This window comes from Vibrio hepatarius, from assembly GCF_001274785.1.
GTDB lineage: Bacteria > Pseudomonadota > Gammaproteobacteria > Enterobacterales > Vibrionaceae > Vibrio > Vibrio hepatarius.
The window spans coordinates 65,462-81,077 of record NZ_LHPI01000019.1 but is presented as its reverse complement, the minus strand read 5'-3'; the positions used below and the strand labels follow the sequence as shown (position 1 = coordinate 81,077).

Annotated in this window: 13 protein-coding genes; 2 read left to right on the top strand and 11 right to left on the bottom strand. The window is 46.6% G+C overall.

The features are described 5' to 3' along the window. Positions 1 to 16: 16 nt before the first annotated feature. From AKJ31_RS17290 to AKJ31_RS17275, 4 genes are all read right to left on the bottom strand, one after another. Positions 17 to 952: a class I SAM-dependent methyltransferase gene (locus AKJ31_RS17290; RefSeq protein WP_053410327.1), complete on the bottom strand. Its 936-nt coding sequence runs from the start codon at positions 950 to 952 to the stop codon at positions 17 to 19. A gap of 11 nt (positions 953 to 963) precedes the next feature. Continuing rightward, a complete protein-coding gene (locus tag AKJ31_RS17285; protein ID WP_053410326.1) occupies positions 964 to 1,659 on the bottom strand; it encodes a TIGR01621 family pseudouridine synthase in 696 nt (231 codons plus the stop codon). Between the two features lie 49 nt (positions 1,660 to 1,708). Then, a complete protein-coding gene (locus tag AKJ31_RS17280; protein ID WP_053410325.1) occupies positions 1,709 to 3,322 on the bottom strand; it encodes a methyl-accepting chemotaxis protein in 1,614 nt (537 codons plus the stop codon). Positions 3,323 to 3,566: 244 nt separating this feature from the next. Beyond that, complete coding sequence (locus tag AKJ31_RS17275; protein ID WP_053410324.1) at positions 3,567 to 4,997, bottom strand: sodium-dependent transporter; 1,431 nt, start codon at positions 4,995 to 4,997, stop codon at positions 3,567 to 3,569. Between the two features lie 360 nt (positions 4,998 to 5,357). On the opposite strand from AKJ31_RS17275, the gene cls reads away from it, so the two are divergent. Both cls and AKJ31_RS17265 read left to right on the top strand, forming a co-directional pair. Then, positions 5,358 to 6,812, top strand: coding sequence for a cardiolipin synthase (gene cls / locus AKJ31_RS17270; RefSeq protein ID WP_053410323.1), 1,455 nt, complete (start codon positions 5,358 to 5,360; stop codon positions 6,810 to 6,812). Between the two features lie 66 nt (positions 6,813 to 6,878). Beyond that, the gene (locus AKJ31_RS17265; RefSeq protein WP_053410322.1) at positions 6,879 to 8,084 is read left to right on the top strand and encodes a cystathionine beta-lyase; all 1,206 of its coding nucleotides are present in this window, start codon (positions 6,879 to 6,881) and stop codon (positions 8,082 to 8,084) included. Positions 8,085 to 8,153: 69 nt separating this feature from the next. On the opposite strand, the gene AKJ31_RS17260 is transcribed toward AKJ31_RS17265, so the two are convergent. The 7 genes from AKJ31_RS17260 to pspA all read right to left on the bottom strand — a co-directional run bounded on the left by AKJ31_RS17260 (position 8,154) and on the right by pspA (position 15,596). Further along, positions 8,154 to 8,720, bottom strand: coding sequence for a DNA-3-methyladenine glycosylase I (locus AKJ31_RS17260; protein WP_053410321.1), 567 nt, complete (start codon positions 8,718 to 8,720; stop codon positions 8,154 to 8,156). A gap of 59 nt (positions 8,721 to 8,779) precedes the next feature. After that, positions 8,780 to 11,881 (bottom strand): efflux RND transporter permease subunit VmeI, encoded by a 3,102-nt coding sequence (vmeI, locus tag AKJ31_RS17255; protein WP_053410320.1) that lies wholly within the window; start codon positions 11,879 to 11,881, stop codon positions 8,780 to 8,782. Next, complete coding sequence (locus tag AKJ31_RS17250; protein WP_053410319.1) at positions 11,874 to 12,962, bottom strand: efflux RND transporter periplasmic adaptor subunit; 1,089 nt, start codon at positions 12,960 to 12,962, stop codon at positions 11,874 to 11,876. The genes vmeI and AKJ31_RS17250 overlap by 8 nt, the downstream gene beginning before the upstream one ends. A gap of 1 nt (position 12,963) precedes the next feature. Then, entirely contained in the window at positions 12,964 to 13,995 is a 1,032-nt protein-coding gene (locus tag AKJ31_RS17245; protein ID WP_053410318.1) for an efflux RND transporter periplasmic adaptor subunit, read from the bottom strand. A 132-nt stretch (positions 13,996 to 14,127) separates the two neighbouring features. Continuing rightward, positions 14,128 to 14,517: an envelope stress response membrane protein PspC gene (pspC, locus tag AKJ31_RS17240; RefSeq protein WP_053410317.1), complete on the bottom strand. Its 390-nt coding sequence runs from the start codon at positions 14,515 to 14,517 to the stop codon at positions 14,128 to 14,130. Continuing rightward, positions 14,510 to 14,743 carry an envelope stress response membrane protein PspB gene (gene pspB / locus AKJ31_RS17235; protein ID WP_053410316.1) on the bottom strand — a complete coding sequence of 78 codons (234 nt, stop codon included), beginning with the start codon at positions 14,741 to 14,743 and terminating at the stop codon, positions 14,510 to 14,512. Before pspB ends, pspC begins: the two co-directional genes overlap by 8 nt. A 184-nt stretch (positions 14,744 to 14,927) precedes the next feature. Beyond that, positions 14,928 to 15,596 (bottom strand): phage shock protein PspA, encoded by a 669-nt coding sequence (gene pspA, locus AKJ31_RS17230; RefSeq protein ID WP_053410315.1) that lies wholly within the window; start codon positions 15,594 to 15,596, stop codon positions 14,928 to 14,930. Positions 15,597 to 15,616: the final 20 nt, after the last annotated feature.

Here is a 15,616-nt window from a genome sequence, read left to right as displayed (position 1 = left end):
TACTGGCCTTTTCATCTTAGTAGCAAAACTCCAACACTTTGAGACTTGCCTGCTCATCAATGTCAGCAAACTCGGGCGGGTTTTCCAGCCGCTTAACAAAACTTAACTGTGGTGCTTCCTCTTTCATACTATCGATAAGGAAATCACAGTCCACTTGAGGAGAGTTGACGCAAGCTAGAACCTGCCCACCCGGTGCAAGTAAATCCGGCAAACGACGCAAAATCTTTTTGTAGTCTTTGGTTAGTGCAAAGCTGCCTTTTTGGAATGAAGGTGGATCAATAATGATCAACTCATACGGCCCTGATTTTTTAATCTTGCCCCAAGATTTGAAAATATCGTGAGCGAGAAACTTCACCTGATTCAAGTTATGTTCGTTGAGTCTGTGGTTGTCACGCCCTTTCGATAAAGATGCTTTAGCCATATCGACGTTAACCACCAAATCGGCACCACCAGCAATTGCTGCAACAGAAAAACCACAGGTGTAAGCAAACAAGTTAAGTACGTTTTTATGCTTGGCATGTTCACGTACCCAATCGCGGCCATAACGCATGTCTAAAAACAGGCCAAAGTTCTGGTTACGACCGATATCCAATTGGTACTTAAGCCCCGACTCCACCACTACAGGTCGACTGTTCAGTTCACCAAATAGCACTTCCGACGGCGCTCCGTCATCGTAACGGTGCTGGAGAACAATCGCAGAGCCTTGCACTTCCTGCCAAACAGGCTGCTGAGTAAGCTCAAGCAAGCCTTGTTTTAGCTGCGCTAAGAACGCTTCATCGGCTTGTTTAAACAGATTAACCAGCAATTGTCCCTGTGCCCAATCACAAGTAATTTGCTCAAGACCCTGATATTTTCTACCGCGGCCATGGAACAAACGGCGCACTTCATGCGGAGCGTTGGTAAGCTGTTGCTTGAGCTTAGCAAAAAAGAGTTCGAGTGACGATGCTTGCATATTGGGTCCTGTTATTTGTTGATCTTTGGCCACGAAATGTCCCATGGTGTCAGCCAATCGTTAATCCCTTGACTGACTGTCTCTTGATTCCATTTCTCACCCATTTTTGAGTCATTTCTCGGGTCACAGACAAAGCGAAAGATCTCATTTTGAAATGGGAATGAGAGTGCAAACGCATGGAGATAACCGCGGTCGGCTTGGCTAGCACTGTTATAAATCGGATCGCCAACAATCGCTGAGCCAATCGATTTCAGTGCAACGCGAATTTGGTGAGTTTTCCCAGTGTGGGGCTTACAAAGAAACAGTCGTTCACCGGGCTCCGCAGCGGCTGAGAAAAATTGCGTCACGGCTGGATTGTTTTGGCTGTTGAGTAGTTTCCACGACGCGCGTCGAGAGCGTTCCATATCCCCACTGATCAGGCCTTGCTTTTTCTTGGGTTTCTTACTGCCAATCGCCAGATAGAACTTATCTACTTGGCGATCAGCAAACGCTTGAGACAATTCACTCGCGGCCTTCGCTGTTCTTCCGAGCAACAAAATCCCCGAAGTCATTTTATCCAGTCGATGGATAAGATAGAGCTTTTCGTCACCCGATTGCATTGCCACTTCTTGTAGCAACATCGTATCTCCATCGTCTTTATGAACAGAGACGTTGGGGTGTTTGTTGATGATCAGAAAGTCTGGATGCGTATGTAGAATTGTGAACATAAAAAACTGGCTCCACGTTTGGAGCCAGAAGTATACCGATTCTAAGCGATTAGGCGAGCTTAAACTTGCCGACTAAGCTTTCAAGTTCTTGCACTTTATGGTTTAGCCCTTCAACGCTTTGCGAACTATCCGTCGCCAACTGTAGTGAGCGTACCGAGATGTCACTGATAGAAGTAATGTCAGCCGCGATCTCTTTCGTCACCGCGGTTTGCTCTTCTGCGGCGGTGGCAATCGAGTTCACCATTCCTTGAACATTACCCGCGCCCGCGACAATTTCTTCAAGTGACGTCACTGCACCGGAGCTCTGTTCAACACCAATTTCCACTAGACGGCAGCCATCTTCGGTGTAACTTACCGCTTCGTTGGTGCCCACTTGGATTGCATGGATAATCTCACCCACTTCTTGGGTCGCTTTGGTGGTTCTCTCGGCTAGCGCGCGAACTTCGTCTGCGACAACAGCGAATCCTCGACCAAACTCACCAGCACGCGCCGCTTCGATTGCCGCGTTGAGTGCCAACAAGTTAGTTTGTTCCGCGATATCTTCGATCACTTTAATTACCGCACCAATCTTTTCACCGTGCGCACCTAGGCTGTTCATCTGCACGGACATATCTGCCATTTGTTGAGAGACCTGCTGAATGCTTTGCACCATCTCAACGATAACGCCACGACCCTGCTCTGCTGTCGCCTCTGAGCTGCGTGCTTCTTCAAACGTTGAAGCGCCCTGCTCTGCCACTTGAGCAATGGTCAAGCTGAGCTCTTCTGCTGCGGTCGCAATTAAGTTGGCTTTATCGGCCTGACTACTCGCACCAGATACGATGTCTTGGCTCATCACGGAAAGCTCACCAGTCACTGATTTCACTTCATCCGATACCACCGAAATTGAACCAATCAGACTGGTTAGCGAAGACTGCATCTGGTTTAAAGAGCTAGCGAGATTCGAAAGCTCATCGCCAGAGTCATCTTTAATTGGCTCTGCCGTTAGGTCACCTTCCGCCACACGTTGCGCCAAGGAATCAAGCGCGGTTAGACGGCCAGTAATAGAATTAGACAGCAAATAAGCGATCACTAGAGTCGCAATAAACGCAACACTGCCAAGAGTGTAGATGGAGTATTCAATATCGTTAAAAGAGTCTGTGAGCTCTAATAATGCTTCTTGCGTACCTTGGCGGCCATCGGTCGTTGCTGCATTCAGCATATCTTCGATCGGTGCTAGGTTTGCTTCATACAATTGTCGAACGTGTTCTACGTTGTCTCGTAGGTTTGCGTCACTGACATTAGGTAAAATTTGGCTTTCAAACGCGTCGATAAAGGTATTCATGTAACGCTCGATCTTTTCAATGTTACGGTAATCTTCGCCACCGACAGTCTCTAGGCGTTTAACCTCTTCGAGCGCAATTGAAAACTGCTCTTTGTTTGCACCATATTCGCTGGATGCGCCACTGGTATTGATAATGATGCCCACTGCATCTCGGTAAATGTCACCCGACTCATCAATCAAAGCCATATAGCCAACGGTTTCAGGGACATCATCGGTTCTCAATTCTTCCGCGATAGTATGCGAATTGACCACTTCTACGGTAATAATCCCAATCATCACTAGCATTGTTGCTAATATGGCACCGAAACTCGTATACAATTTTTTGCGAACTGACATTCTCACCGTCTAGGTTCCTTTTTAAATTATGTGCTTAATTAACTTCTCAGTATCTGAAGTTATTGCTCGTGATTTCATACGGGGTTGGGAATAACCCCTTACATTGCGTGCATATTTTATGTGACATAAATCACATTACAATTAAATTTATGTAAAAACGCTCAATTAATCTAAAAAGGTCAGTGCGAAAAATGCACAAAAAAAGCGGGAACCCTTGCGAGCTCCCGCTTTAGTATGCTTTTGATTCAGCTTAGAGTTTCTTCGAGAAGATACCCGTTAGTGCAATGATTGCGATACCTAGCATCATGATTTCGCCTTTACCGCTATCGAAACCAGACTTAATACCCATGAATGCAACGACTGCAATTGCTACTGGAATTACGTACTTAACTAGGTTGTACCAAAGACCAAATAGTGGGAAAGAGACTTCGCCATCGTTGGTGATTTCTTTCTCTAGGTCTGCGCGACTTAAGCGCCAACCAGCAAAGATACATACCAACATACCGCCAACAGCAAGGAAAATCTTGTCTGTTAGTAGGTCGAAGATATCAAACGCGCCTGTACCGAATAGTTGAGGACCAACGCCGCCAAGTGATAGCGAAGCGAAGATACATAGCGCCGCCATAACTGAGCTTGCTGCCACAACCGCTGTTGAACGCTTCATGCCTTTCTCATCGATCAAGTACGAAACCACAACTTCAAGTAGCGATACTGAAGATGTTAGTGCCGCAACACTTAGGCCGATAAAGAACAGTAGCGCTAGCAATAGACCAATGATGCCGCCCATTTCAGCAAATAGCTGAGGAACAACCACGAATACTAGGCCAGGACCTGCTGCTGGTTCCATGCCAAATGCAAACATCGCAGGGAACATCGCTAGACCCGCTAGAATCGCTACACCAGTATCCATCGCAGTAACCATACCCGTGGTTTGAACTAGGTTCTCTTTCTTCTTCAAGTAAGAACCGTAAGTCATCATACAGCCCATACCCAGACTTAGAGAGAAGAACGCTTGTCCAAGAGCCGCAAGTACAACCGTACTGTCAACTTTAGAGAAGTCAGGCATAAATAGGAATTCTAAGCCCGCGGTCGCGCCTGGTAGCATCAAACCTTTCACTGACACGATAATCAGAATCAGGAACAGTAGCGGCATAAGGATCTTACCCGCTTTCTCGATACCACCAGAGATACCTTTCATTACGATAAGTACGTTAAGGAATAGGTATAGACCCATCCACATTAGCGGCTGAACAGGGTCAGAAATGAACCCGCCAAAGCTGTCGCCAATGGCTTCAGGCGTGCTCAGAAGACCACCGCCCACTTTAAAAATATACGCTACAGCCCAGCCACCAACTACAGGGTAGAAACCCATAATCAGTAGGCCACTGGCAACACCCATGACACCGGTAAACGTCCAGCGACGATCCGTTGACTTAAATGCACCAACTGCAGAAAGACCTGTCTTACGGCCAATAGTGAACTCAGTGAGCATCACGCTAAAGCCGATGAAAATTACAAAGAATAGGTAGATTGCAACGAACGCGCCGCCGCCGCTCTCACCCGCCGTATATGGAAACTTCCAAATGTTGCCCAAACCAACAGCAGAACCTGCTGCAGCCATTACGAAGCCTAATTTAGACCCCCACGTATCACGGGGCTTTGAACTTGTAGTTGTAGCCACGGTTACTCCATTAAACTAGTTTTATATGTTGTGTATGCTTCGGTTAGACGTCTTTAAAAGTAGAGTGTATTTATTTTTTTACACTTATTAGAATTTTGAGTGACGCTAACGTTATAGCAAGTAAATCAGTTTAGGATTAAAATTGGAAGAGCGCTCAGTATATTTTTTCGACATAATTGTAAATAATATGTTTAAATGCTGCTTTTTTGCTCAGCAGCCTACTCTTTTGCCTGCCGTTTACGATTAGCTAACTGTTTTTAACTTTTCGTTGCATATTCCCACACCTGACTACGCTATTCCTTGTCGCTATGCGCATGTGGCATGTACTATTAAGTGGCGCTATTGCTCCTAGGTAACTGAATGGACAAGTTTTATCACTTTCTAACAATCGCAAGCATCGTCTTGTACTGGGTCTTGGTTGCTGGTGTCACGATTCGCGTCGTACTTAAACGTCGTGCTGTTAGTGTGTCACTCGCTTGGCTAATGATCATCTATATCCTGCCCGTTGTCGGTGTAGCTTGCTACTTCTTGTTTGGCGAACTGAATTTAGGTCGCACACGTGCTGAACGTGCAAAAGAGATGTTGGCTCCGTTTGCCGAGTGGTTCGCAAAACTCAATGATTGTCATGCCCATAGCCCAGAGAGCTTTGGTCGTCATATCTATCGTATTGATGAATTGTGCAACAACCGATTAGGCTTGCCTGCACTGAGTGGCAACACCCTTTCGTTACAAAGCTCACCAGACGACATTCTTCACTCGATCATTGAAGACATCGAAAATGCCAAGTCGCACATTCGTATGGTCTTTTATATTTGGCATCCAGGCGGACTGGCAGATTCTGTGGCCTCAGCGCTTATTCGCGCGGCCAAACGAGGTGTCGACGTTAAATTACTGCTCGATTCAGCAGGGAGTCCACGCTTTTTCAGAAGTCAGTGGTACACCATGATGAAAGAATCCGGTATCGAGGTTCTTCAGGCTCTTGAAGTTAGCCCTTGGCGTATTTTCCTGCGTCGACTCGACTTACGCCAACACCGTAAGATCATCGTTATTGACGACAAAGTCGGCTATACAGGTTCGATGAACCTCGTCGATCCTGCTTACTTTAAGCAAAGTTCGGGCGTTGGTCAGTGGGTCGATATTATGGTGCGTGTTACTGGCCCAACGGTAAACGTACTTTCAGCGATTCACTGCTGGGATTGGGAAGTCGAAACCGGGTCTCGAACAATGCCTCAGCTTCCTGAGTGCCGCATTGACCCCAATGAGCCCCAGCATCCGGTTCAAGTCGTGCCATCTGGTCCGGGTATGCCTGAGCATTTGATCTCTCAGGTACTGACTCTGGCGATCAATCAGGCCAACAAATCGGTGTGCATTACTACCCCTTACTTTGTACCAAGTGCGGATCTGCTAGAAACCCTGAAGATGACCGCGCAACGGGGGATTAAGGTTGAGCTGATTATCCCACTGAAAAACGACTCGATAATGGTGCAATGGGCTTCGCGTTCTTTCTATACCGAATTAATGGAAGCAGGTGTTGAGATTTATGAGTTCTACGGCGGCTTGCTACACACTAAGTCGGTCGTGATTGACGAACAGTTCTGTTTGGTGGGAACGGTAAATATGGACATGCGTAGCTTATGGCTCAATTTTGAATTGACGCTTGCCATTGATGATGAAGCCTTTACTAAAGAGATGTACTGGCTACAAAAGAGCTACATGGACGCCTCGCATAAGGTCAAACTTAAAGAGTGGCATAAGCGTTCGATGTACTCTCGATTCCTCGAGCGGGTGTTTTACTTGTTCAATCCGCTTCTTTAGGGCCTTGATAATAATGTGTTGCCATGTTTTAAATAGGGGCAACACACTTTTTGATAAGGACTTCAGATGTCGGAAGGCAAGAAAACCAAATACATTACCGCAGGTCGAGATAAAAAATGGACGAATGGAGTCGTCAACCCGCCTGTGCAACGCGCATCGACGGTGGTGTTTAACACCGTTGCCGAGAAGCATCACGCAGGTGTAAATCGCACCAACAAAACCCTTTTCTACGGACGCCGAGGCACCACCACTCACTTCGCATTCCAAGACGCGATGACAGAGATCGAAGGTGGCGCAGGCTGCGCACTCTACCCTTGTGGTACGGCTGCGATCTCCAATGCCATCCTTTCATTTGTTGAAACAGGCGATCACATCTTAATGGTGGATACCTGTTACGAGCCAACCCGAGACTTCTGTGACCAAATTCTGAAGAAGTTAGGGGTTGAGACTACCTACTACGACCCAGTGATTGGAGAAGGCATTCAAGAGCTGATTAAGCCAAACACCAAAGTGCTATTTTTAGAATCGCCAGGTTCTATCACCATGGAAGTGCAAGACGTGCCAACTTTGGCCAGTATCGCCCACGACCACGGTATCATCGTCATGCTCGATAATACTTGGGCAGCAGGCGTCAACTTCTCTCCGTTTGACCATGGCGTAGACATTTCTATTCAAGCAGCGACGAAGTACATCGTCGGTCACTCAGATGTCATGTTAGGAACAGCAGTTGCGAGTGAAAAATACTGGGATCAATTGCGCGAGCAGAGTTACTTAATGGGGCAATGCGTTTCGCCTGATGATGCGTACTTGGGTTTACGTGGTATCCGTACTTTGGATGTTCGCCTGCGTCAGCATGCTGAGAACAGTCTTAAAGTGGCCGAGTGGCTTCAATCTCGCCCAGAAGTAGATCATGTTCGCCACCCTGCACTAGAAAGCTGTCCAGGTCACCAGTTCTTTAAACGTGATTTTACTGGCGGTAACGGCTTGTTCTCATTTGTATTGAAGACGAGTTACCCGCGCGCGACCACCGCGCTACTCGACGGCATGCAACACTTCAGCATGGGCTATTCTTGGGGAGGCTTTGAGAGCTTGATTCTGGCGAACGAGCCAAAGAGTTTCAACAGTCTACGTACCGTCGCAAACCCTAACTTTGAAGGCACGCTACTCCGTATTCACGTTGGCCTTGAAGATGTAGACGATTTGATTGCCGATTTAGAGCAAGGCTTTGCTCGCTACAATGCGTTAATTCTAGAGAAAGAAACCACCGCGTAGTTATCGCTCGATTATCGATTAAACGATAAAAATCCCCGCTTAATAGAGCGGGGATTTTTGTTTAATAAACTATGCCTGTTGTTTTTTCGGGCACCCGACAAGGTGGTCGTCGACCATGCCGACCGCTTGCATAAACGCATAACAAATAGTCTCACCAACGAACTTAAAGCCCTTTTTCTTTAAGAATTTACTCAAGGCTTTAGATTGCTCGGTTGAGGCAGGGACTTGGCTCATCTCAGTCCATTGGTTGACAATAGGTTTGCCGTCAACAAATTGCCAAAGCGCTTTAGAAAGACTGCCGTATTCTTCAATTAGCGCTTTTGCAGCTTGAGCATTGCTAAATACCGAGGCAATTTTCCCACGGTGTTTCACCACGTCAAACTGTTCGATAATGCGCTCGACGTCCTGTTCACCGAAATTCACCAACTTCTCCAAGTCATAGTTTTCAAATGCTGCGCGGTAGCCTTCCCGCTTTTTCAAAATGGTGATCCAGCTTAAGCCGGCTTGAGCACCTTCCAAAGTAATAAATTCAAACAGAACTTGATCGTCATAAACAGGTACGCCCCATTCTGCATCGTGGTACGCACGTTCTAACTCATGGTTCATTGCCCAAGCGCAGGTATTGTCGGTACTCATTGACTTCTCCTTATAAAAAACGCCCCTGAGATTGTCAGGGGCGTCGTTCCGTATTCTCTCTAGTTTGGTATTTTAACCCTATGGAACAATCGGTAAAGCACCGGAACCACGATTAGTGTTAGCACGGTAGCAAAACCCAAACCAAACATGATGGTTACCGCCATCGGTTTAAAGAAGATATCCGGTAGCAGTGGGATCATACCCAAAATAGTGGTAATCGCCGCCATACATACCGGACGAACACGACTTAGCGCCGCATCTACCACCGCGATGTAAGGGTCTTTACCTGACTGCATTTCAATCTCAATTTGATCCAGCAGTACGATACCATTCTTAAGCAACATACCCGATAGACTCAAGAAACCAAGTAGCGCCATAAAGCCAAATGGGGTATTTAGAGCCAACAAACCTGTCGTCACCCCCATGATCGCCAACGGCACCGTCAACCAAACAATCAATGGCTCTTTCACTGAGTTAAACAGGAACACAGTGACTAAGAACATGAACAGGTAGCCCATCGGCATGGTCGTAAACAGAGACGCTTGCGCATCACCTGACGACTCATACTCACCGCCCCACTCTAACGAGTAACCCGGCGGCAGCTCAATCGCCTCGATTTGAGGCTGGAGGCTCTTCTGCAGCGTCGCGGCAGTTTGCTCACCAAGAATGTCTGGGTCAGCCATTACCGTTAGCATACGTTTACGGTTCTTACGCACGATGATCGGATCTTCCCAACGCAGGTCGTAACCCATTGTCACTTGTTGTAGCGGAATGTATTCGCTCAATGCAGGACTCCAGATCTTCATACCTTCAATGTTACGGATATCAACGCGCTCGTTTTCTGGTAAACGTGCCACAATTGGCATCAAGGTAGTACCGTCTCGGTAGACACCGATGGCTTTGCCTGAGAACGACATCGCTAGGAAGTCATCCACATCTGACTTAGTAATACCGTAACGACGCGCCTGACTTTCGTTAAATTGCGGTTCAAGCACTTTAGTACGCTCGCGCCAGTCGTGACGAATATTGGTCGCCCCTGGATTCGCGTACATGATGTCTTCAACTTGCTTAGCAATGCTACGCAGAACCGTTGGATCTGAACCGATAATACGCGCTTCAATCTTCGCACCACCACCAGGGCCCAATTCAATCTGCTTCAGCTTGTAGTTGATTTCAGGGAAGTTAGCTTCCAGATACGCTCTGAAATTTGTCATCAAGTCGTGTAGCTGCTCATAGTTTTCAACACGTGTTGTGATTTCACCATAAGCCGCGTAGCTCTTCTCTGGCGCGTAGGTCAGCATAAAGCGTTGCAAACCTTTACCAGCTGTCGTAGTCACATGGGCGACACCATCTTGCTCCGCCAACCAAGTTTCTAACGCTTTGAGCTTAGTATTGGTTGCGCGAATATCTGTCCCTTCCGGTAGCCAGATATCGGTTTGGAACATCGGCGTTGTCGATGACGGGAAGAACGACTGCTTAACGAAGGTAAAGCCGTAGATGCTCGCGACCAAGCCTAGAATCAGCACAATCACTGTTAGCCAAGCACGCTTCATACAAAACTCGAGGAAACCTTTGTAGACCACAAAGATCATGCCGTTGTATGGGTCGCTATCTTCACCTTCTTCGGAAAGTTTTTGCCCTTTAAAGAAAATATCGGCAAAGAATGGCGTCAACGAAATCGCGGTAAACCAACTCAACATGAGTGAAATAAGTAACACGGTAAACAAGGTACCACAGTATTCACCCGTCGAGTCTTCGGACAGACCGATCGGTGCAAAGGCCGTTACCGCAATCACTGTCGCGCCAAGCAATGGCCATTTGGTTTGCGTAACAATATCCGTCGCGGCTTGCAGTCTCGTTCGCCCTTTTTGCGTACCGATCAATATCCCTTCGACCACCACGATGGCGTTATCCACCAGCATACCCAAAGCGATGACCAAGGCACCAAGCGAAATTCGCTGTAGATCGATGGCAAAGTACTTCATAAAGATGAAGGTACCTAAGACGGTTAGCAGGAGAATCAGCCCGATCAGTAGGCCGGAACGAAGCCCCATAAAGAACAGCAGCACGATGATTACGATCGCTACCGCTTGACCAAGACTGACCACAAATCCGCTTACAGACTTATCGACTTCTTTTGGCTGGCTGTAGATTTCAGAGATATCGACACCAACAGGTTGTTGATATTTCAACTCCGCCAGACGACGGTCAAAGCGCTCACCCACTTCCACCACGTTCACACCTTGGGCAAACGAGACACCGAGGTTCAACGCCATTTTGCCGTTAAATGTGATGATATTAGTTGGAACTTCGACATAGCCGCGCTTAATCTCCGCAACGTCTCGCAGGTAAATAAGCCCTTGAGCACCACTCTCGGTGATAATCAAATCACCTAGTTGGTCTACGTTTTGGAACTCGCCAGTTGGATGGATACGAATGTACTCATTACCGATACGTATCGCCCCTGCGTCAGACACTAGGTTTTGCGTCGAAAGCAGGTTAAACACGGTATTTGGCGACAAGCCCAAGCTACTCAAGCGCTTCATCGAGACTTCGATAAATACCTGTTCTTGTTGCTGACCCGATACCGATACTTTGCTCACGCCATCGATTAGTTCAAGTTCACGACGCAAATAGTCGACATAATCGAGCAGTTCTTTGTAGCTGTACCCATCGCCCGTCACCGCTAGCAAGATACCGTAAACATCACCAAAATCATCAATGACTTGCGGTTCATTAACACCTGGTGGAAGCTGGTTTTTTACGTCATTCACTTTGCGGCGCAACTCATCCCAGATCTGAGGAAGATCATCAGGACCGTAGTTGTTTTTCATCGTTACGGTGATCTGTGAAAGGCCGCGACTCGAAATCGAATTAACCTCATCGACATAAGTCAGCTGTTGGATTGCTTTTTCAAGTGGATACGTTACCTCTTCTTCCACTTGCTGTGGTGTAGCTCCCGGGTAAGAAGTCACAACCATCGCATCTTTGATGGTAAAAGCTGGGTCTTCAAGTTGCCCTAAACCAAAGAACGCCGCAGTACCGCCGATTAAGAAGATCAGCGAGATCATCCAGCTAATAACACGGTTGCGGATGAAATACGCCGCAATGCCTGTTACGTCATCATCGCTTTGAGGCACGTTGTTTTTTTGCTCACTCATTACCTGCCTCCTGTTCCACGATCTCTACTTGCATACCTTCGCGCAGTCGCGCAATACCGGAGACAATAATGGTTTGATTTTCACTTAATCCGCTCAGCACCTGAACCGCCTCTTTACTTGCTTTACCCAGCACGACTTGTTGTTTAGATACCGTCCCGTCTTGGTTCAGTAGCCAAACATATTTGTTATCGCGTTCGATATCATCGCCATCTTGGTTAAACACCGCTTCAATCGGGATCTGAACGCCAAGGTTTAGATCCAAACCAACGTCTTCACCTTTGGAGGTCACTTCCACCGCCATGCCATCGAGAATGTATTCATCTTCCGGCATAGGAAGTGACAATGTCACGGTAAATGTTCCAGTAGCAGGATCAGGTTCAGTGGTAAACTCTTTGATAGCCGCGTGGTATTCATTCCCACTCGGCACTTTTACTAGCGCGTCGACTTCCGCGAGTGTTTCTTGAGTTGGTTGATTGATGTACAAACGATCTGGTAACTGAATTAAAATCTCCACGCTATCCAAACTGTGGATATTGACGATGTTTTGTCCGACTTGAATATTCTCAAACTGGTCAACGCTGACACGAGAGATGACACCATCAACAGGCGCGGTCAGTTTGGTGAAAGAGAGCCTTAGTTTCGCTAGTTGAAGCTCGGCAAAAGCTATCTGTCTGTTTGCTGCAATTTCATCAAACTGCGACTTGGCAAGTAAGCCTTTATCCACTAGCGGCTTAGAGCGACGGAACTGGCTATTCACCACGCTGTAGCGTGCGCTGGCATTGTCGACATCTAGTTTGTAGTCAGTTGGGTCCAACTCCGCAATCACGTCGCCTTTCTTCAGTTTGTCGCCTTCTTTGACATACAACTTACTTATTTCACCTGCCACGCGAAAACTCAAGTGTGAACGTTCTGCCGCATTCGCAACCGCGGGAAAGTACAGTTTTGCTTCGTTTTGCGACTGAGAACCAATCTCCAGCACTTTGACTTTAGGTAAACCGAAATCGGTATGTTGAGGCTCTCCGCCGCAGCCAGCTAAGATTGCCGCCGATGAAAGGGCGAAAACACTTATCCACTTATTCATCTTACAATCCTCGCTCTTTGATCCACTCGCGAACCTTGATGCCCGCCTCTATATCACCCACACCGGAGATAATGACACGATCACCATCATTTAGGCCGCTCTTCACTTGGCGTTTTTCATTCAGCACGACGCCCACTTGCTCGACGATTCCGTCTTGGCCAACGCGCCAAACAAACGTCTCACCGTTTTGTTCAAACAGAGCTGAATGCGGAATCGGCGTATCACTCATCGATTCAACAACCGCCCGAACAGAACCGGCCATACCCGGCAAAATACCCACATTCTCAGGTCTTTCCATGCTCATGGTGACTTTATATGAACCCGTTTTAGAGTCCGATTCTGTATCAATTTCTTGGAATGTCAGCGGATAGGCAATATCAGGAAACGCGTCAAAGGTCATGGCTGCACTGACGTTCTCACCGTTGGAAAAGCGGTTAAGTAAGTAGTCTGGCAATTGGAAAGTCACTTTGATCAACTGATTCGTTTGAATATTCAGCACACCTTGCTTGGCTGCGACATATTCATGATTTTCTGCCGGAATCAGTGAAACGGTGCCATCGTAAGGTGCCACAAGTGTCGCGTAGCGCAAATTTGCTTGAGCTTGCTCAAGGCTTGCCTTTGCTGCGTTGCGGTTGGCTTTCGCTTGGTCAAAATCCTGCTCAGACACCACTTTATCTTCTCTCAGCTTTTTGTAGCGCTGAAACTGAACATCCGCGAGCTTAAACTCCGCGTTGGCACGGTCTGCAAGAAGAGTGTATTCGTCTGGATTTAGTGTCGCTAACACATCACCTTTTTTAACAGGTTGACCTGCGACGACATCAATAGATTGCAGCATTCCTGGAACACGGAACGCGAGAACGGCTTTATCACCAGCCTCTGTAGTTGCGGGAAACTGTCGCTCAAAAGAAGAATTACCAACAGAGATAGTGAATAGTTTTGCTGGCCTAGAATCAGGCTCGGGAACAGGAGGAAGCTCCTTACCACACCCACTTAAAGAAGCGGTGATTGCAAGGAGCAAAACAGATTTTCGCATAGTTAATCATCTACGTTGTTAACCGATAGGACTAGAATAGATGATTGATGACACTACTGCCAATAGGGAAAACGGAAAATCGTTTTAAAATTAATAATTTGCTGAAAAAAGCATGTAACCTTTGCACAAAGGTTACAATTTATTAAACTCCCGGTTAACTTTAAATGTATCCGATGTAACATACGCTTCCATCGAGCGTAACTTGTTTTCTAGCTTATCGAAGTCTTTTTCCAACGTATCCAACAACGCCACTGGTGACTGTCCTTGCTGCCACGGTTTACTCTTAAGCTTATGTTCTTGTTGGTTTTTAATTGCTTCAACATAGTTTTCAGGTTGCTTTTCTAACATCAAGGTCATCGCGACATACGCAAGCAAAACCAAAAAGCTACCACCGAGCAAAGCGGCAGAAATGACCAGAATACGAATCAACCAAACTTCTGCGCCTAAATAGTTCGCTAAGCCAGCACAAACACCAGATATTTTGCCGTTGGCGGTATCACGATAGAGCTCTTTATTATTCATATCGACCTCTCCATTGTGGTGATTCGCTGTCTAGAATACGCTCTAGCGTATCAATACGTTGCTGCATCTTTTCCGCTTTTTCAGACAACGTCTGTAAACGAGTTAGATCATCTTCAGACAAACCACTCGCCGCTTTCTTTTTACTTCTGTAGTGAAGAATCAGCCAAAGTGGCGCGACAAAGATGAGAAAGACGATCAGCGGTCCAGCAATAAAAAATGAAGACATAAGTAACTCCTACTACATCGTCGTATCAGATCACCTGACTCGACAATGAACAAATAATATCTAGAGAATCCCAACTTTACCTTGGGACAATATCATACGCCCATGGTCAACTGGCACAAACAGGTATCGATAGCTTCGAAATGAGACATCACAACGAAGCTATCTGGTTAACTCGATAAAAAACTTACTTTTTATCTTCCATTTGCTGTTTGAGTTTTGCGAGTTCTTGCTCAATTTCATCTTGAGCCTGAAGCTCAGCAAACTCTTGCTCAAGAGACTTAGAGTTACCTGACTTCGCATACACATCCGCTTCGGCTTCTAGCTCGTCAACCTTACGTGAGTATTGCTCAAACTTCGCCATCGCTTCAGACGTACGTGCGGTGTGTAAATGCTTTTGCACGTCACGGCGGTTAGATGCCGCTTGAGAGCGAATCGCCAGCGCTTGTTGTTTAGCACGAGTTTCAGTGATCTTGCTTTCTAATTTGCCGATTTCCCCGGTCAACTTGTCAATCGTTTCTTCAACGAGAGTTTGCTCTGTGTGTAAACCTTTAAGCACGTCTTGCAGCTTTTGCTTTTCAATCAGTGCCGAGCGAGCCAAATCTTCACGCTGTTTGGTTAGCGCCAACGTTGCTTTATTTTGCCAATCTTCAATTTGATCTTCTAAAGCTTCGACTTTACGTGCCAACTCTTTCTTATCAGCAATCGCTTTTGCAGAATTCGTACGTACTTCAACCAGCGTATCTTCCATTTCCTGAATGATCAGGCGAATCATCTTTTCAGGGTCTTCCGCTTTATCAAGTAGTGCACTGATGTTTGAATTAACAATATCCGCGAATCGAGAAAAAATACCCATAGCACAGCTCCTTATCTATA